17 protein-coding genes are annotated in these 17,508 nt (G+C 60.9%); 6 read left to right on the forward strand and 11 right to left on the reverse strand.

The annotated features are described in order from the left end of the window. Positions 1-328 precede the first annotated feature (328 nt). The 4 genes from BFQ03_RS01770 to BFQ03_RS01785 all read left to right on the forward strand — a co-directional run bounded on the left by BFQ03_RS01770 (position 329) and on the right by BFQ03_RS01785 (position 1,975). The gene (locus BFQ03_RS01770) at positions 329-784 is read left to right on the forward strand and encodes a YkvA family protein (RefSeq protein ID WP_032863275.1); all 456 of its coding nucleotides are present in this window, start codon (positions 329-331) and stop codon (positions 782-784) included. Positions 785-881: 97 nt separating this feature from the next. After that, positions 882-1,220 carry a helix-turn-helix domain-containing protein gene (locus BFQ03_RS01775; protein ID WP_032863274.1) on the forward strand — a complete coding sequence of 113 codons (339 nt, stop codon included), beginning with the start codon at positions 882-884 and terminating at the stop codon, positions 1,218-1,220. Further along, complete coding sequence (locus BFQ03_RS01780) at positions 1,217-1,588, forward strand: hypothetical protein (RefSeq protein ID WP_029292807.1); 372 nt, start codon at positions 1,217-1,219, stop codon at positions 1,586-1,588. The genes BFQ03_RS01775 and BFQ03_RS01780 overlap by 4 nt, the downstream gene beginning before the upstream one ends. Then, positions 1,589-1,975: a tetratricopeptide repeat protein gene (locus tag BFQ03_RS01785; protein WP_065942372.1), complete on the forward strand. Its 387-nt coding sequence runs from the start codon at positions 1,589-1,591 to the stop codon at positions 1,973-1,975. Positions 1,976-2,053: 78 nt separating this feature from the next. Here the strand turns inward: BFQ03_RS01785 and BFQ03_RS01790 are convergent, their stop codons facing one another. Then, positions 2,054-3,811, reverse strand: a complete 1,758-nt coding sequence (locus tag BFQ03_RS01790) for a bifunctional diguanylate cyclase/phosphodiesterase (protein WP_275656681.1) — start codon at positions 3,809-3,811, stop codon at positions 2,054-2,056. 118 nt (positions 3,812-3,929) lie between these two features. Further along, positions 3,930-6,011, reverse strand: coding sequence for a carboxy terminal-processing peptidase (locus BFQ03_RS01795; RefSeq protein WP_174553288.1), 2,082 nt, complete (start codon positions 6,009-6,011; stop codon positions 3,930-3,932). Positions 6,012-6,149: 138 nt separating this feature from the next. On the opposite strand from BFQ03_RS01795, the gene BFQ03_RS01800 reads away from it, so the two are divergent. Beyond that, positions 6,150-7,112 carry a zinc-binding dehydrogenase gene (locus BFQ03_RS01800; RefSeq protein WP_032863270.1) on the forward strand — a complete coding sequence of 321 codons (963 nt, stop codon included), beginning with the start codon at positions 6,150-6,152 and terminating at the stop codon, positions 7,110-7,112. Between the two features lie 95 nt (positions 7,113-7,207). On the opposite strand, the gene BFQ03_RS01805 is transcribed toward BFQ03_RS01800, so the two are convergent. From BFQ03_RS01805 to BFQ03_RS01830, 6 genes are all read right to left on the reverse strand, one after another. Then, positions 7,208-7,861, reverse strand: a complete 654-nt coding sequence (locus tag BFQ03_RS01805; protein WP_065942373.1) for an HAD family hydrolase — start codon at positions 7,859-7,861, stop codon at positions 7,208-7,210. A gap of 31 nt (positions 7,862-7,892) precedes the next feature. Further along, on the reverse strand, positions 7,893-8,882 hold the full coding sequence (locus tag BFQ03_RS01810; protein ID WP_032863268.1) for an ABC transporter ATP-binding protein: 990 nt from the start codon (positions 8,880-8,882) through the stop codon (positions 7,893-7,895). Beyond that, complete coding sequence (locus BFQ03_RS01815; RefSeq protein WP_032863267.1) at positions 8,879-9,679, reverse strand: ABC transporter permease; 801 nt, start codon at positions 9,677-9,679, stop codon at positions 8,879-8,881. Before BFQ03_RS01815 ends, BFQ03_RS01810 begins: the two co-directional genes overlap by 4 nt. Then, positions 9,666-10,511 (reverse strand): ABC transporter permease, encoded by an 846-nt coding sequence (locus BFQ03_RS01820; RefSeq protein ID WP_032863266.1) that lies wholly within the window; start codon positions 10,509-10,511, stop codon positions 9,666-9,668. Before BFQ03_RS01820 ends, BFQ03_RS01815 begins: the two co-directional genes overlap by 14 nt. Continuing rightward, positions 10,508-11,314, reverse strand: coding sequence for an alkaline phosphatase family protein (locus BFQ03_RS01825; RefSeq protein WP_065942374.1), 807 nt, complete (start codon positions 11,312-11,314; stop codon positions 10,508-10,510). Before BFQ03_RS01825 ends, BFQ03_RS01820 begins: the two co-directional genes overlap by 4 nt. Positions 11,315-11,448: 134 nt before the next feature. Continuing rightward, positions 11,449-12,516, reverse strand: coding sequence for an ABC transporter substrate-binding protein (locus tag BFQ03_RS01830; RefSeq protein ID WP_032863264.1), 1,068 nt, complete (start codon positions 12,514-12,516; stop codon positions 11,449-11,451). Between the two features lie 349 nt (positions 12,517-12,865). On the opposite strand from BFQ03_RS01830, the gene BFQ03_RS01835 reads away from it, so the two are divergent. After that, positions 12,866-13,579 (forward strand): UTRA domain-containing protein, encoded by a 714-nt coding sequence (locus BFQ03_RS01835; protein WP_065942375.1) that lies wholly within the window; start codon positions 12,866-12,868, stop codon positions 13,577-13,579. Here BFQ03_RS01835 and BFQ03_RS01840 read toward each other — a convergent pair. The 3 genes from BFQ03_RS01840 to BFQ03_RS01845 form a co-directional block, all read right to left on the reverse strand. Further along, positions 13,555-15,732, reverse strand: coding sequence for a mechanosensitive ion channel family protein (locus BFQ03_RS01840; protein WP_065942376.1), 2,178 nt, complete (start codon positions 15,730-15,732; stop codon positions 13,555-13,557). The genes BFQ03_RS01835 and BFQ03_RS01840 overlap by 25 nt on opposite strands. A gap of 73 nt (positions 15,733-15,805) precedes the next feature. Beyond that, on the reverse strand, positions 15,806-15,982 hold the full coding sequence (locus BFQ03_RS30155) for a hypothetical protein (RefSeq protein WP_162843703.1): 177 nt from the start codon (positions 15,980-15,982) through the stop codon (positions 15,806-15,808). 186 nt (positions 15,983-16,168) lie between these two features. After that, entirely contained in the window at positions 16,169-17,458 is a 1,290-nt protein-coding gene (locus tag BFQ03_RS01845; RefSeq protein WP_032863261.1) for a M18 family aminopeptidase, read from the reverse strand. Between the last annotated feature and the right edge of the window lie 50 nt (positions 17,459-17,508).

The following is a 17,508-nucleotide window of genomic DNA, read 5'->3' on the forward strand; positions in this document are numbered from 1 at the left end:
TCCAACGCCCCGTTTATACGGGGCGTTGTTGTTTCTGGGCCGGGGCTCGACAGCTCCCACAGTTGACCGTGGTTGTGGAGGGGGCGTGGGTTAAATCCGAACGAACGCCTGCGACTTAGAGCAGTCTGATGCTATACCTCGGCACGGGTAGCCGCAGATGTACCCCAAGTCAATGAAATCTTGGGATTTTTTTATGTGCGCAAAAAACGCCCGATCTGACTGTAGGCCTTGTACTACGTGGCTTTCAGCCGCGAAAATGGCCTCTGTTCACAAGGTTATCCACAAGTTGTGTGGATAACCTTTTCTCTCGCCTGGAACTGGAGTGACGATGAAAGCACCCTGGAATTTCACCCGCTTCCTACCGTTGGCCGCACGGCTAATCGGGCGTGGACGCCTGCCGACCTTGTTGTTCGCGGTCGCCGCCAAAGGCTCAAGCCAGGGTAACCGCCTGGGCAAGCTCAAGGACGACCTCAAGCTGCTCCAGGCGCTGTGCCTGGCCTACTGGCGTGGCGAGTACCGGGCGATCAGCCCCAAGGCGCTGATATCGGTGGTAGCGGGGCTGATGTACTTCCTCAGCCCGATTGATGCGATCCCGGACTTTTTGCCCATGTTCGGCATGCTCGATGACATCGCGGTACTGGCCTGGGTCATGAAGTCCCTGGACGGGGAGTTGAGTGCCTTCCGCGCCTGGCGTGAACGCCAACGCCCGGAGAAGCTGGTGGTGGTCGAGCGCTTGCCCGCCACACCGCAGCTTCTGGAGCAGGAAAACCCGAAAAAAAACTGAAGGCGCGGATTATCCCCCTGCGCTCTTTGCGGCTGTTAGGATTACACTCCTAAGGAAAGTACTTACTTCGTAAGTGTTGTGATCCTACGGGGCAGTCATGGATATACAGATCATTTCACGGGATGGCGAACCCGAATATGCGGTTCTGCCATGGGCTCAGTACCAGGTGCTGTTAACAGCCGCCGGCCTGCAGCAACCAAGCACTCCTGCTGCACAGACCCCTCCCGTCGCGACCGCGACGGATCTACGCCCCCTGGCGCACTTGCGCAACCTGCGCGAAGCCAAGGGCCTGGCCATTGAGGCATTGGCCCGCACCGTGGGCATCAGCCCGTCCTACCTGGGCTTGATTGAAAGTGGTGAACGCCAGCCGGATGCCGCGATCCGTCGCAGCCTGGCCTGGGAGTTGGGGATTGCCGGTTGGAGGGATGAAACGTGAGTGTGCGCATCAGCCGTCAACATTGGGATGGGTTGCTCAACGAACTTGACCAGGCCCGTCGCCAACGCCATCTTTTGACTTATCGTGCATTGCTTGAGCGCCTGCAGTTTCCGACGCCGGCGATGCAAACCCTGACCGCGGCCCTGGAACACCTGGCCGCCCTGGATGCCAAGGCCGAGCAACCGCTGCGCAGTTCCCTGGTGATCAGCCAGGGCGCGAGCCGGTTGCCGCGTACCGGTTTTTTTGAATGTGTCGAACGCCTTGGGCGTTTCTGTGGACCTTCCGATGGTGTCGCCGCAGCATCCTGGCATGCCTCGGAAGTGGTCCGAGTGTTCGAGTACGAATATCCTGAATCAGCGGAGGCCTGAGTGTTCTGGAAACTCAAAGCGTATGCCAGCTATTGGCTGGCACGCCGGTTGTTTCATTGGTCATGGTTGGTGCGTCAGCCCCGTGGCTGGCATTGGCTGGAGGGCCAGTTCGCACGCATGGCCAACCTGGGCAATGTCGATGCACAAAGTTTTTATGGGCATATCCTGACCTTTCGTGGCCAAGGGTTGGGCGCGCGGGAAGAAGGCGTGCGCTTGCTGCGCCTGGCGGGGCAGGCAGGCGATGGCAAGGCGGCCTATCAAGTCGGTGTGCTGAGCCTGGCAGGCAGCCTGGGCAAGGCCCCGGACCCGGCTGAAGCCGCGCGCTGGTGGACCATCGCCGCCAAGGCCGGGCATCCGCTGGCGCAGATACGCCTGGAGCAGTTGTAGGCGTCGGCAAGCCTGCGAAAAACGCCGGGTGCCTGGTGCTCCGTGTTGCTCTCTGGTTTTTCGCTGGCAAGCCAGCTCCTACAGGCGTTCGCGGCTGTCGATCACGTGGATGCTGTAGCCGGCCACGTTCTTGGCGTGATGCTTGGCCTGCGAGGCCAATTCGGCCAGTTGACTGGCATCCAGGTGGCCACAGCTCAATGGATGCAGATGCACCACGCCAATGGACAGCGACAGCAGGGCGAATTCCTGACGCAGGCCTTGGCGATTCAGGGCGATAAAACAGCCGGCCTCCAAATGCTCACTGCGGTAGAAGCGCCGGCACTGGGTCTGGAAATCATCCACCAACTGGTTGAGCCGCTTACGCCAATCCTGGGCGCCGAGCACCAGCAAAAAGTCATCGCCACCAATATGCCCGACAAAGTCGCGGCTGGGGTCCACCCGGTCGTTGAGGCATTGTGCCAGGCACAGCAGCACTTCATCGCCACGCCCATAGCCGTAGATATCGTTGAACGGCTTGAAACTGTCGATATCCACATAACAAATCACTGACTCGCGCTGCTGCTGCAACAGTCGCGTCAGGCACTGCTGGATTGGCACGTTGCCCGGTAGCAGGGTCAGCGGGTTGGCGTAGCGCGCCTGTTGGATTTTCAGCTCGGTAATCAACTTGAGCACGTCGATCACTCGGCCCAACCCCAGGTAGTTGCCGTTCTGGGTGATGATGAAATCTTCTTCGATCCGTTGCCGCGCCCGGCTGGTCAGCAGGCGGCTGACCTGTTGCAACGACTGGCTCAGCTCCACGGCCAGGAAGTCATCGCTCATCAAGCGGCTGATGGGCTTGCGCGCAAACAGGTCGGTGGCAAACGGCTTGAGCAGCGCATCTGACAACGAGTGCCGATGCACGATACCGATGGGCTGGCCAAGCTCGTCCAGCACTGCCAGGGAGTTGAGGTTGGCCTGGCGGCGAAAGGCTTCCAGCACATTGGCGGTAGGTGTGTGCTGGGCCACGGCGGGTTGTTCGTTGAGCAGGGCGCTGAGGTCGCTGGCTTCTTCGTTGAGCGAGACGCTGGTGCTGTCGGGCCTGGCCAGCATCAACCGCGCTTCCTGGGGCGGATGCTCCTGGGGACGACACAGCAGGTAGCCCTGGATCAGGTCCACACCCATTTCCGTCAGTACTGCCAATTCCTCCTGCAACTCGATACCTTCGGCAATCACCTGCGCGCGGGAGGCCCTGGCGATTTGCAGGATCGAGCCGACAAACTCACGCTTGAGCGCATCCTGGTGGATCCCGTCGATAAAGTGTCGGTCGATCTTCACATAGTCCGGACGCAACTCAGACCACAGCCGCAGGCTCGAATAACCGGCGCCTAAGTCATCCAGGGCAATCGAAAACCCCATGTTGCGATAGTGATGCAGGGCGGTTTGCAGCAGTTGGAAGTCGTCGGTCGGGGATTGTTCGGTGAGTTCGATCACCACCTGGCTGGGCGCGATGCCGAAGTCGCGCAGCATGTGCAAGGTGCGCCCTGGTTGGTGGGTGGTCTCCAGCAACGATTCCGGTGAGACGTTGAGAAACAGCTTGCCCGGCAACTGTTGCTCGCTGAAGCGCCGACATGCGCTTTGCCGGCACGCCATTTCCAACTCATTGAGAAGCCCGCCCTGGCGTGCGACCGAAAACAGCGCCAGGGGCGAGTGCAACGGGCTGTTGGACGGGCCGCGGCTCAGGGCTTCATAGCCGAGGATGCGACGTTCGGAGAGGCAAATGATCGGTTGGAACAGACTGTGCAAACTGCCTTGAGCCAGGATGGAGCCCAGGGCATTCAGCTGTTCGGTCATGGTCATGATGATCTCGGTCGAAAAAAAAGGACCGGGTGCCTGGGGCGCCCGGTCCTTCATTTCACGACAGAATGATGTCTATTTGATGACGCTCCGTGGAGCGCTCACATTAAATTGCCATCACTTACTGCTTGGCCACCGTCTTGCTGATTTTCAGGTAGTCCAGCAGAATCCGCCCGGTTTCGCTCAGGTAGGCATCATCTTCCGGCTTGGTCTTTTCAGGTTCGGTCGGCAGCGCGTCTTCGTCTTCTTTCTTCAGCTCCTTGAGGGCTTCTTCACCCTTGGCCTTGCGTCGGATGTTCTCCAGGGCCAGTTGCTGATTTTCGATGTCGGTGTGCTGCGCACGACGGTCCACTTCATTGAGGCTGACGGTCTTCTCGGCCATCAGCTTCTTGGCCAGGGCCAGCTTGTCGCGGATAAACACGAACTCGGCATCCTTGGCGGAGCGGGCGTCATGTTCGGTCTTGAGCTGGGCCAGGTACGGCTTGAAGGGGTCCGAGGCAGGCTTGATGGCCGGGCGGATGGTGTCCCACGGCATGGCTTCGGGCAGGGCGCTTTCGCCGATTTCCTTGGTGTCGATGATCGACGGGAAATCAATGTCCGGCAGCACGCCCTGATGTTGGGTGCTCTGCCCGGAAACCCGGTAGAACTTGGCCAACGTCAGCTTGAGCTCGCCATGGTTGAGCGGCTGGATAGTCTGCACCGTGCCTTTGCCGAAGGTCTGGCCACCGATGATCAATGCGCGGTGGTAATCCTGCATCGCCCCGGCAAAAATCTCCGAGGCCGAAGCCGAGAGGCGGTTGACCAGCAACGCCATCGGCCCTTTGTAGAAGGCCCCCGGGTTTTCGTCTTCCAGCACATCTACGCGGCCATCGGCGTTGCGCACCAACACGGTCGGACCCTTGTCGATAAACAGGCTGGTCAGCTCGGTGGCTTCCTGCAAGGAGCCGCCACCGTTGTTGCGCAGGTCGATGACCACACCGTCAACTTTCTCTTTGGAAAGCTCGGTGAGGATTTTCTTCACGTCGCGAGTGGTGCTCTTGTAGTCCGGATCGCCAGCACGGAAGGCCTTGAAGTCCAGGTAGAAGGCCGGGATTTCAATGATGCCCAGCTTGTAGTCCTTGCCATCCTGCTTGAGGTTGAGGACTTTCTTCTGCACGGCCTGGTCTTCGAGCTTCACCGCTTCGCGGGTGATCGACACCACCTTGCTGGTCTGGTCGTTCGGCGCATTGGTGTGCGGAATCACTTCCAGGCGCACCACGCTGCCTTTCGGCCCACGGATCAGCTTGACCACTTCGTCCAGGCGCCAGCCGACTACGTCGACCATTTCTTTGTCAGCCTGGGCCACGCCGATGATCTTGTCGGCCGGAGCAACCTGCTTGGTCTTGTCCGCCGGGCCTGCCGGCACCAGGCGCACGATCTTGACCTGATCGTTGTCGCTCTGCAGCACGGCACCGATGCCTTCGAGGGACAGACTCATGTTGATATCAAAATTTTCCGCGTTATCTGGCGACAGATAATTGGTGTGCGGATCGTAGGACATCGCGAAGGTGTTGATATAGGCCTGGAAGATATCTTCGGCGCGGGTCTGCTCCAGGCGGCTCAATTGATTCTTGTAGCGCTTGGTCAGCAGTTCCTGGATCGCCTTGGGCTCTTTGCCGGCGATCTTCAGGCGCAGGACTTCATCCTTGACGCGCTTGCGCCACAGGTCATCCAGGGCGGCGGTGCTGGTCAGCCAAGGGGCGTCCTTGCGATCCACCAGCAGGGTTTCCTTCTGGGTGAAGTCGAGCTTGTCGACGCCTTTGTTCAGCTCACCCAGAGCGAAGTCCAGACGCGCTTTGACACGGTCCAGGTAACGCTTGTAGATGGTGAAGCCAGGCTGCAGGTCGCCGCTCTTGAGCAGGTCGTCGAACTGGGTCTTCCACTTGTCGAACTCAGCGATATCGCTGGCCAGGAAGTAGCTGCGCGAGGGATCCAGCAGCTTGAGGTAGCTGTCATAGATGATCACCGAACGTGCATCGTCCAGCGGCGGCTTGCTGTAATGGTGGCGCTTGAGCAACTCAACGACGTTAAGGCTGGCAATCACCTCGTCGCGATCGGGCTGAAGCTTGTCCCAGCTGTTGGCTGCGAACGTATTGGTCGACAGCGGCAACAGGCCGAGACCAATGAAAAGAGCGAGGGCGGTGCTGGGGAACAAATGCTTCATGCTGATTCGACGCGGGGGCAATTGATAACGCATATTAGGCCGTCTTTGAAGTCGCCGGTTCCATTTGGGCCGGTCGCATAATGCAAAAAGCCCGGCGCTACAGCAACGGGCTCAGTCCAGACTCACTATGGAGGCACTGTGAAAGCATTGCAAGGCGTTGAAGGTCATGTGGAGTGGGTTGAGACCCCAAGTCCTACATGTGATGTAGGCCAAGTTCGTATTCGTGTGGCGGCAGCCGGCTTGAATCGGGCCGACTTATTACAGCGTGCAGGGCTCTATCCGCCACCGCCAGGGGCTAGCGAAGTGCTGGGCCTGGAGTGTTCCGGGGTCATCAGCGAAGTCGGTGCCGGCTCGGCCTGGCAAGTGGGAGACCGGGTCTGTGCGCTGCTGGCGGGCGGTGGCATGGCCGAAGAAGTGGTGGTGGATGCACGCCACGTACTGCCGGTGCCGGAGGGATTGTCCCTGGCCGAGGCGGCGGCGTTGCCGGAGGTGTACAGCACGGCCTGGCTCAACCTGTTCCAGTTGGCGGCGCTCAAGCCCGGTGAAAAGGTGCTGTTGCACGCGGGCGCCAGTGGTGTCGGCTCGGCAGCGATCCAACTGTGCAAGGCGTTTGGCAGCCCGTGCTGGGTCAGCGTCGGCTCGGCGGATCGCCTGGCCTATTGCGAAGCCCTCGGCGCCCAGGGCGGCGTGGTACGTACCGACGGTATCGAGGCCTTGCGCGATTTCGGCCCGTTCGACGTGATTCTCGACCCGGTGGGCGGCAATTACGCCGCGATCAACCTCAAGCTACTGGCCCGCGATGGGCGCTGGGTGTTGATCGGCCTGATGGGCGGGCGCGAGGCCCAACTGGACCTGGCGCAGGTGCTGGCAAAACGCGTGCAAGTGCTGGGCTCGACCTTGCGTAGCCGTGATGAGCAGTTCAAGGCCGATTTGTTCAGTGATCTGAGTCAGCATGTATGGCCGTTGTTTGGCGAAGGGCGGTTGAGCCCGCAGTTGGCCAAGACCTTTGCGATCACGGATGCCGAGGCTGCGTTTGCGGAGCTGGCGACCAACCAGATTTCCGGGAAGTTGGTGCTGGTGATCGACGCAAGCCTGGCTTAAATGCCAATCCCGAATTGAAACCGGGTCAAAAAAATGTGGGAGCGGGCAAGCCCGCTCCCACATTTTGATTGGGTTTCAATTCAGGAAAAGGGGTGTCAGGTCCACTGGTGGATCGGCCAGCCGGCCTGTTCTGCGTGGGCCCGCAGCACGGGATCCGGGTTCACTACCTGTGGGTAATCGACTTTGCTCAACAGCGGCAAGTCATTGCGCGAATCCGAATAGAAGTACGCGCCTTCCAGGCTTTCACCTTCCTGCTCCAGCCATTGCATCAGCCGGGTGATCTTGCCTTCACGGTAGGTCAGTACACCGACTGTCTTGCCGCTGTACACCCCATGCGCCACGTCCAGTTCAATCCCCAGCACTTCCTCGATGCCAATGCGTGCTGCAATCGGCTTGACCAGATGGGTGCCCGAGGCCGAGATCACCAGGATCCGGTCACCGTTCTGGCGGTGGCGGGCGATGGTCTTGGTGGCGTCGCTGTAGATCAGCGGCTCGATAATATCTTCCACCCAGGGCTCTACCAGATGTGCGACTTCTTCCGGGGTACGCCCGATCATCGGTTCCAGGCTGAAGTCCATGAATTCTTCCATGGCCAACTCGCCGCGGCTGTAGGCGGACATCAGTTCATGGTTCTTGCGCATGAACGATTCACGGTCCACCCAGCCCAGGCGGCCCATCTGTTCGCTCCACAAGGTGGCGCAGTCGCCGTGGATCAGGGTGTCGTCCAGATCAAAAATTACCAAAGCCATCAGTCATGCTTCCTCAATAAACGCTGCATCCTCAGGCTACCTCACACAGCGCAGCGGGATCGATAGAAAGTGCCAGGCGCTGGCCATCCGCATGCAGATCCTGGGCCGAGCGATTGAGTACGTCCACCACCAATTCCACGCCCCGGGCTTCGATCCGATAGCGGATCACATTGCCCAGCAGGCTATGGCTGCGGACCAGGGCGTCCAGTTCGCCGCTGCGGTTGAGCTCGATGGATTCGGGGCGGATAGCGATGCGCCCGTTGACCGGGCGTTGCAACAGCTTGCTGGCCTGCTCGGCATCCAGCAGGTTGTAGTTGCCGATAAAACCGGCGGCAAAGGCGTCCACGGGGGCGGTGTACAGGGTCTCGGCGTCGCCGCTCTGCACAATCTTGCCCTGGTTCATCAGGAAGATGCGGTCGGACATGACCAGCGCTTCTTCCTGGTCATGGGTCACGAAGATGGTGGTCAGCCCCAGCTCGCGCTGGATCTGGCGGATCTGTTCGCGCAGGTGCTTGCGAATCCGTGCATCCAGCGCCGACAGCGGCTCATCGAGCAGCAACAGGCGCGGCCGGGTGACCAGGGAGCGGGCGAGGGCGACGCGCTGGCACTGGCCGCCGGACATCTGGTGCGGGTAACGCCCGGCCAGATCCTTGAGTTCGACCAGTTGCAGCACTTCCTGGACACGCTTATGACTGTCGTCGCTGTTGACCTTCTGCATACGCAGGCCGAAGGCGACGTTCTGCTCTACGGTCATGTTGGGGAACAGCGCGTAGCTCTGGAACACCATGCCGATATGGCGCTTCTGCGGGCTAACAGGAACGATGTCCTGGCCGTCCAGTAGGATCTGCCCGCTGTCCACTGGCGTCAGGCCGGCGATGCAGCGCAGCAGCGTGGACTTGCCGCAACCGGACGGGCCGAGGAGGGTGACGAATTCGCCCTTGGCGATCTCGCAATTGATATCGCTGAACACCGGGGTGGCGGCATAGCTTTTTTGCAGGTGCTGGACGCTGACGAAGCTCATTGGCTTTTGTCCTTGTTCAAGAGGTTGGCGGCCCAAGTGAGCAGCAGCACGAAGAGGAAGTAGGAAATGACCACGGCGCTGGTGAAGTGGCCGCTGCTGTTGCGCATGTTGTTGAGGTACACCTGCAAGGTCTCGTAGCGCGTGCCGACGAGGATATTGGCAAACACAAACTCGCCGAACAGGAACGAGAACGACAGCAGCAACGCCACCATCAGACCTTTGCGCAGGTTAGGCAACACCACCAGGATCGCCGCCTGCCAGGTGCTGGCGCCGAGCAGTTGGGCGGCATCCATCAAGTCGCGCAGGTTGATCGCTTGCAGGTTGTTGGTGATCGCGCGGTACATGAACGGCAGCGCCACGGTGAAGTAGCAGCCAATCAGGATCCACGGCGTGCCGACCATCGCCAGCGGCCCCGAGCCGTATAACTGCAACAGCCCCACCGACGACACCACCGGCGGCACCGCGAAGGGCAGCAGGATCAGGATGTTCATCAGCGCGTCGAGCTTGGGAAAGTGGTAGTGCACCACAAACAGCAGCGGCAGGATCAGCACCACCGACAGGATCAGCGCGCCGACGCAGACCAGCAATGACTGACCAAAGGCGTGCAGGAAGCGCGGATCGCTCCACAGTTGCACATACCATTTGAAGGTAAAGCCTGAGGGCAGGATGGTTGCCGACCAACTGCTGGCGAGGGAGTACACCAGGGTGCCAATCAACGGCAGCACCAGGATTGCGAACAGCAGGTACACCACCACGCGATGATAGAGGGCGACGGGGCTGGCTTCAGCGCGAGACATGGTAGCTCCTCTTGAGCAGCAGTTGATGGACCACGGTGACCACGGTCATCAGCGCCACCAGGATCACGGCCAGGGCGCTGGCCATGTTCGGGTCCAGGGAAATATCGCCGGAAACCATCGCCGCGATGCGGATCGGCAGCACGTTGAAGTTGCCGGTGGTCAACGCATAGACCGTGGCGTAGGCGCCCAGGGCATTGGCCACCAGGATCACGAAGGTGCCCAGCAGCGCCGGGGTCAGCACCGGCAGGCCGATATGCCGCCAGTACTGCCAGCCATTGGCCCCTAGCAACGCGGCGGATTCGCGCCAGTCTTCGCGCAGGGCATCGAAGGCCGGGTACAGCAGCAACACGCCCAGGGGGATCTGGAAGTAGGTGTACAGGATGATCAGGCCGGTCTTGGAGTACAGGTTGAAGTCCTGAATGATCCCGGCCTGCTTGAGCATGATGGTGATGCTGCCGTTGAACCCCAGCAGGATGATGAAGGCAAAGGCCAGGGGCACGCCGGAGAAGTTGCTGGTCATGTTGGCAAACGCAGTGACGAAGTTGCGCAGCGGCGAATCCACCTTGCGCAGGGAATAGCTGCCCAGCAACGCGATGATGATGCCGAAGATGCTGGAGTAGAAACTGATCTCCAGGCTGTGCTTGATTGCCTGCACGTAGAACTTCGAGCTGAAGATCTTGCTGAAGTTGGCCAGCCCCCAGCCGAACTCTTCCGATTGCAGGCTGTTGACCATCACCCAGAACAGCGGCGCGATCTGGAACACGATAAAGAACAGGGCGAAGGGCACCAGGCACAGGGCGGCCAGCCATTTGCCACGGATTACTGAATTCACTTCAACAGCTCCTGGCAGACAGGTTTGTCGTGGGCCACGCCAAGCAGGGCGCAAACGGTGCCGCAGATTTCGGTTTGCTTGGGCTGGGCCTTGGGGTCGAGGCTGAACGCATCGCCGAGGACAAACAGCGGTACTTCGCGTTCCTCCGCCAGCAGGCCGTTGTGCGAACGGTCGTTGTTCATGCCGTGGTCGGCGGTGACCAGCACCTGGTAACCGGCATCGAGCCAGCCTTGCAGGTAGTCGGCCAGGATGATGTCGGCCGAGCGGGCGCTGTTGCGGTATTGCGGGGTGTCGAGGCCGTGCTTGTGGCCGGCGTCGTCGATATTCATCGGGTGTACCAGCAAAAAGTTCGGTGCGTGCTTGAGGCGCAGGCTTTCGGCATCGGCAAACAGGTGGGCGTCGGGATAATGATCGCTCCAGTAGAAATGCCCGTGCTGGATCGCCAGGGCCTCGTCATCGGTATGCCGGTCGCGGGCTGCGCTGAAGGGCGAGCGGTTATACAGCTCGCTGACCCAGTGGTAAGCCGCCGCTGCAGTGCTCAGGCCGGCATCCGTGGCGTAATGGAAAATGCTGCGCTGGGTGGACAGGCGCGAGACGTGGTTGTGGACGATGCCGCTGTCGATCGGCGCTACGCCGGTGAGGATGCATTCGTACAGCGGGCGGGAGAGGGCGGGCAATTCGCATTCCAGCTTGTACAGCGCTGCGCGTCCTGCGCCGACGTAGGCCTGGAGATGCCCCATGGCATGCCGGGCGACCTCGTAGTTCAGGCCGTCGAGCACCACAAGGATGACGTTGTGCTTCATAGGGGCTCCGCAACAGTAAACATCGGTATGTCTGGAGGAACAGGGTCAAAACTGTGGGGGCGGGCAAGCCCGTCCCCACACAAGCCTGTTCCCACATTGGGTCTCCAGTGGATTGCCAATGTGGGGTGCTGGGCTTACTGCATATTGATAATGACTTCTTCCTGCCATTTCTGCGGCAGCGCCTTGGAGGTCTTCTCCCAGGCATCGGCGTCCTTGATCGGGGTCACGCCCTTGTACTGCTCGTTGGGCAGCAGCTTGGCCTGGACTTCTGGGGGCAGGGTCAGGTGTTCGGCACGGATCGGCCGCGCATTGCCCTTGGCCAGGTTGATCTGCCCGGCATCACTGAAGATGTATTCGCGGGTCAGTTTGGCGGCGTTGGGGTGCTTGGCGTATTTGTTGATGATGGTGGTGTAGCCGGAAATCACCGAGCCATCCGATGGGATCAGCACCACATAATCATCCGGGTTGGCCATCTTGGCCTTGTAGCTCAGGCCGTTGAAGTCCCAGACCACGCCTACTTCAACTTCACCTTTTTCCATGGTGGCGATGGTCGGGTTGGCCAGGGAGATCCGCCCCTGCTTGGCGATCTCGGCGAACATCAGCAGCGCCGGCTGGATGTTCTTTTCATCGCCACCGTTGGCCAGGGCTGCGGCCAGTACGCCGTTGGCGGCCTGGGCGGCGGTGCTCACGTCACCAATCGAGACCTTGTACTTGCCGGTCTTCAGGTCAGACCACTTGGTCGGGACTTCGGAACCGTGCAGCAGCTTTTTGTTGACGATAAACGCGATGGTGCCGGTGTAGGCCAGTGCCCAGTTGCCGTCCTTGTCCTTGGCCCAGGCCGGGATCTGCTCCCAGGTGCTTGGCTTGTAGGGTTGGGTCACGCCCTGCTTGACCGCAATCGGGCCAAAGGCTGCGCCCACGTCACCGATATCGGCGCTGGCATTGTCTTTTTCTGCGGCGAACTTGGCGATTTCCTGGGCCGAGCTCATATCGGTATCGATGTGCTTGAGGCCGTACTTGGCCGCCAGGTCTTCCCAGGTGCCGCGCCAGTTGGCCCAGTCATCGGGCATGCCGACGCTGTTCACAGAGCCTTCTGCCTTGGCGGCAGCCTCCAGGGTTTTCAAGTCGGTGTCAGCGGCCATGGCGGCGGTGCACATGGCAATGGTCGAGCCTAACAGTGATGCCAGGAAAAGCTGTTTCATCCGAAGCTCCTTTGGGCGTTTTCAACGCTGCGTTTTTTATGATGCGCGGTTGGTTTGGTCTAGGTCAGCAATACACGAGCCAATTTAGGCGCGCTGGATGACAGTTTCATGTCGATGTCGTTTTTATAACGCCTGCGCAGGCGCCTGCCGGGTAAGCGTAGACCAATGCATGGGCCCCGTATTTACTGGACTTGGCCGATGTATTGCAGGGTGTATGAGGCAGCGGCGCAAGGCGCTGTCATCTGTCGGTCATGTGTGATGCCTAGGCTTGCACGCAATGACCGCCGCCCATTCCAGGGGCATTTGGTGCACCCAGACAGTGCTGGCCTAGTCCAGATAGGTAACGTTGATGCGTGATGAGGCAACCAAAGCGGTGACAGCCATTGGCCAGACGCTGCAAGAGCAGATCAGCCACGGCTTATTGACGCCTGCGAGCAAATTGCCGGCCGAGCGCAAACTCAGTGAGTTGTTTGGTACCACCCGGATAACGGTGCGCGAAGCCTTGCTGCAATTGGAGGCCCAGGGCCAGATCTACCGCGAGGAGCGCCGCGGCTGGTTTGTCTCGCCGCCCCGTCTGGCCTACAACCTGATGCAGCGCAGCCACTTCCACGCCATGGTCAGCGCCCAGGGCCGGGTGCCGTCTACCGAGGTCATCTCGGCACGCCTGCAACCGGCGTCGGCGGCAGTCTGCGCGTGGTTGCAACTGCCGGCCCTGTCCAGCGTGATCCAGATCCGCCGCAGGCGACGGATTGATGGGCGATTGGTGCTGTATGTCGAGCACTACCTCAATCCCCAGTATTTCCCGGGGATCCTGGCGTGCGACTTGAATGAATCGATGACCGAGTTATATGCACGCAAGTACGACCTGCATTACGGGCGCGTGCGCTTCGAGATTGTGCCGACCTCATTGCAGGTAGACGCGGCAGCAGCCCTGAAAGTCTCGGTGGGCAGCCCTGGGCTGCGGATCGCCCGGGTCAACTACGATCAACATGAGCGGCTGATCGATTGCGATCTGGAGTTCTGGCGCCATGACGCGATTCATGTGGGGGTGGATGTGACCTGAGTGTCCTGCGGGCCACTCGCCGCCGTCACCACCTGCACACTCAAGCGCGGCATCGCCAGGTCCATCCCGGCCTCGTCCAGATGCCGCTTGAGCGACAGGTTGAACGCCCGCGACACCTCCCACTGCTTGATCGGCGCGGTCTTGAAGCGTGCGCGCAGGATGGCGTTGCCGGACTCGAAACTCTCCACACCCTGGAACTCCAGGGGCGACCAGATATTGCGACGTTGCAGCGGGTCGGCGCGCATTTTCTGCCCCACATCGCGCATCAGCTTGATCGCGGTGTCGATGTCCATGCTGGCGGGTACCGCGACGCGGAAAATCGCGTAGCCGAATTCCCGCGAGTAGTTCTTGATGCTCTTGATCTCGCTGAACGGGATGGTATGGACGATGCCGTCGATGTCACGCAGGCGCACGGTGCGGATGGTCAGGCCTTCGACGGTGCCCAGGTGGCCGCCGACGTCCACGTAGTCATCGATGGCCAGGGAGTCTTCGATGATGATGAACAGGCCGGTGATCAAGTCCGCCACCAGGGACTGCGCACCAAAGCCGATGGCCAGGCCGATCACACCGGCACCGGCCAGCAGTGGCGTGACGTTCATGCCCATGTTCGCCAGGGCGACGATGGCGGCGATGATAAAGATCGTCACGAACAGCACGTTACGGATCAACGGCATCATGGTCTGCGCCCGCGCGTTGGCCAGGCCTTTGCGTGAGCGGGTGAGGGCGTGATGGATCGCGGTATCGGCGAGGATCCAGATCAGCCACGAAAACAGCAGCGTACCGGCCAGGCCAAACAGTTTGACGCTGATTTCATGCCCGTCGCCTTCGGTAAAGCGGATCAGCGACCAGCCCCACACGCGCAGGCCCAGCTCGATAAACACCAGCCATACCAACAGGTGGACCAGGGTGTAGAAGAAGCTTTTCAGCCGCTCGGAATACAGCGCGTGACGCTTGTGCCCGCGTTGCGGCTTGAGGGCCTGGCGGCGCACCAGGCCATTGATCACCATGCACAACACCAGCAACACCGTGCAAAACAGCGACTGACGCAGCGCGGTGCTGGTGTCGCCGGCGGAAACAAAGGTGGCAAACAGCGAAATACCCACCAGCAACAGTGCCGGCAAATACCAGAAGGTGCCGATGATCGACAGGGTATCCGTCAGCGCACGGCGGGTCAGGCGCCGTGACAGTGGCTGGTTGCGGATCAGGTGGGCGATGGGGCGGCGGAAACGCAGGATGAACACGCCGGTGGACAGCGCGGCCAGTACATTGGCGACCGTCGCCGCGCTGTGCGCGAGGTGGATCCCCAGGGCTTCGGTCAGGCGCGGGTCGCTCAGCGCCTCGCCAAAGGCGGCAAAACTGCCGATCAGCCACAGCGGGCGAAAGGCCTGGTGGCGCAGGATATACAGCGCCCGGTGGCGGTGCGGGCCGTCGAGCACAGAGAAGGCAATGACGCAGATCGCCGAGAAACAGGTGCCGACCACCAGCGCGTACGCCAGCACCATGGCCAGGGATTTGCCCAGGGATGAGGGCAGGGCGTAACTCATATAGACCGTGATCACCAAGGCAATCAGCCAGGGCCCTAGCTTGCGCAAGGCAAAGCGCAGCATGTCCCAGGTCTTGGGGTGTTGTGGCAGTTCTTCACTGAGGCCAAAGCGCAGGCGCACCCAGTGACCGAGCCAGATCAGCGCGGCAGCCAGCAGGCTCCAGAGCATCAAAATCACGGCAAAACCGAAGATGATCGGCAGCCATTCGCTGGCCGGCAGCATCAATGCGGAAAACTCGGACTTAGCCTGGTCGAATTCGGCAGACCAGCGATTGAGCGGGCTGTCGGTGCCGGACAGCTGTTGCTCCAGACTGGCCAGGGTCCCACCGATCAAGCCCAGTACCCCTTGCTCGGCGGCGGGCTGGGCCTTTTTCGTGGCTTCGCGCAGCTTTTTCAGGTCGGCCAGCAGCTTGGCGCGCTGCTGGTCGTTTTCCAGGTTCTTGATCACCTCGTCCAGGGACTGCCCCAACGGCACATCGGCCTGCGGCTGGGCCTTGGAGGAGCTGCCGAGGATGCCGGGCAGGCCGACCGCCTGGGCAGGGGCGATGGGCAGCAGGGTCAGCAGACACAGGAACAGGCAGTACGGCAGGGCAAACAGACGAGCAAGCACGAGGCGGTCAACCTTGAAAACGACAGATCGACCGAGTGTACGAGGGCGCTATGCCCAATGCGAGTGCATTTGTCTATTCGGCCAGTTTGGCGAGGATCCGGAAGACGATGGTGCCGAGGATCAGCAGCATGCCGACCCACATGCCAAACACACCGAGGTTCTTGTCGCGGAAGTTGAAGCCAACGGCCAGCAGGATCATGCCCGCGAGGATGGGGATGAGCATGGCGTGGAAGGCGGACATCGGGATCATGGTGGGGACGGCCTTGTCGTTGGAAGATGATTACCAGTCTAGGCGTGTTTGGTGCAGGGTGCCTTGATGTGTGTCAGAAAGAGATGGAGTGCGGTCGAAATCGCCATCGCGGGCAAGCCCACTCCCACATTTTGACCGCAGTCTTCTGTAGGAGCGGGCTTGCCGCGATTGGCAGCGCCGCCGATCTCAGGGCAGGTCACGACTCGCATAAAACGCACTCAACACCTTCACCAGGTGCGCCAGGTCATGGCTGCCGCACAGCTCGCGGATCGAGTGCATGGCGAATGTCGGCAGGCCGATGTCCACGGTGCGCACGCCGAGGTGGCTGGCGGTGATCGGGCCGATGGTCGAGCCGCAGCCCATGTCGCTGCGCACCACGAAACTCTGCACCGGTACTTCTTCGGCCATGCACAGGTGGCGGAAGAACCCGGCGGTTTCGCTGTTGGTGGCGTAGCGCTGGTTGCTGTTGACCTTGATCACCGGGCCGGCATTGAGTTTGGGGCCGTGGTTGGCATCATGCTTGTCGGCATAGTTGGGGTGGATGCCGTGGGCATTGTCGGCAGAGACCAGCAGTGACTTCTGAATCGTACGTACAAACTCATCACCTTCAGGCAGCAGGCGGCGCAAGGTCTGCTCCAGCATCGGGCCGTCGGCACCGCAAGCCGAGCAGGAGCCGACTTCTTCGTGGTCGGTACACACCAGCACGCAGGTTTCGTCGGTCTCGCTGGTGAGCAGGGCTTGCAGGCCGGCGTAGCACGACAGCAGGTTGTCCAGGCGTGCACCGGCGATAAAGTCGCCATGCAGGCCAATCACGGCGGCGCCTTGGGTGTCGTAGAAACTCAACTCGTAGTCGAGCACTACGTCGGCGTTCAGGCCATGTTCGCGGGCCAGTTGGTCGGTGAGCACGGCGCGGAAGTCTACGCGCTCGTCACCGGCAAACTGCGCGAGGATTGGCGGCAGTTCGGTCTGGGCGTTGATCGCCCAGCCCTGGTTGGCTTCCCGGTTCAGGTGGATGGCCAGGTTGGGGATAATGGCGATCGGCAACTTGAAGTCGATCAACTGGCTTTCGACCTTGCCGTCACGGCGGAACGTCACGCGCCCGGCCAGGGACAGGTCGCGGTCGAACCACGGCGCCAGCAATGCGCCGCCGTAGACTTCCACACCCAGTTGCCAGAAACCCTGGCGTTGCAGCTCGGGTTGCGGCTTGACCCGCAGGCACGGGCTGTCGGTATGGGCGCCCACCAGGCGGATGCCGTCATGCAGGGGCGATTGGCGGCCCATCTTGAACGCGATGATCGAGGAGTCGTTACGGGTTACGTAGTAGCGACCGTTGGCCTCGGTGGTCCAGGTCTCGCGCTCGTCAAGACGCTGGAAACCGGCGGCTTCCAGGCGTTGGGCCAGGGCAGCAGTGGCATGAAAGGGGGTGGGAGAGGCCTTGAGGAAGTCGATCAGGCCTTGATTCAACGCTTCGCGCATAAGTAGCTCCAGACAGCAATGGCGCGAGTTTACCGTCCGATGTGATAAGT

The sequence above is a fragment of the Pseudomonas sp. 25 R 14 genome, from assembly GCF_900004755.1.
Taxonomy (GTDB): domain Bacteria; phylum Pseudomonadota; class Gammaproteobacteria; order Pseudomonadales; family Pseudomonadaceae; genus Aquipseudomonas; species Aquipseudomonas brenneri.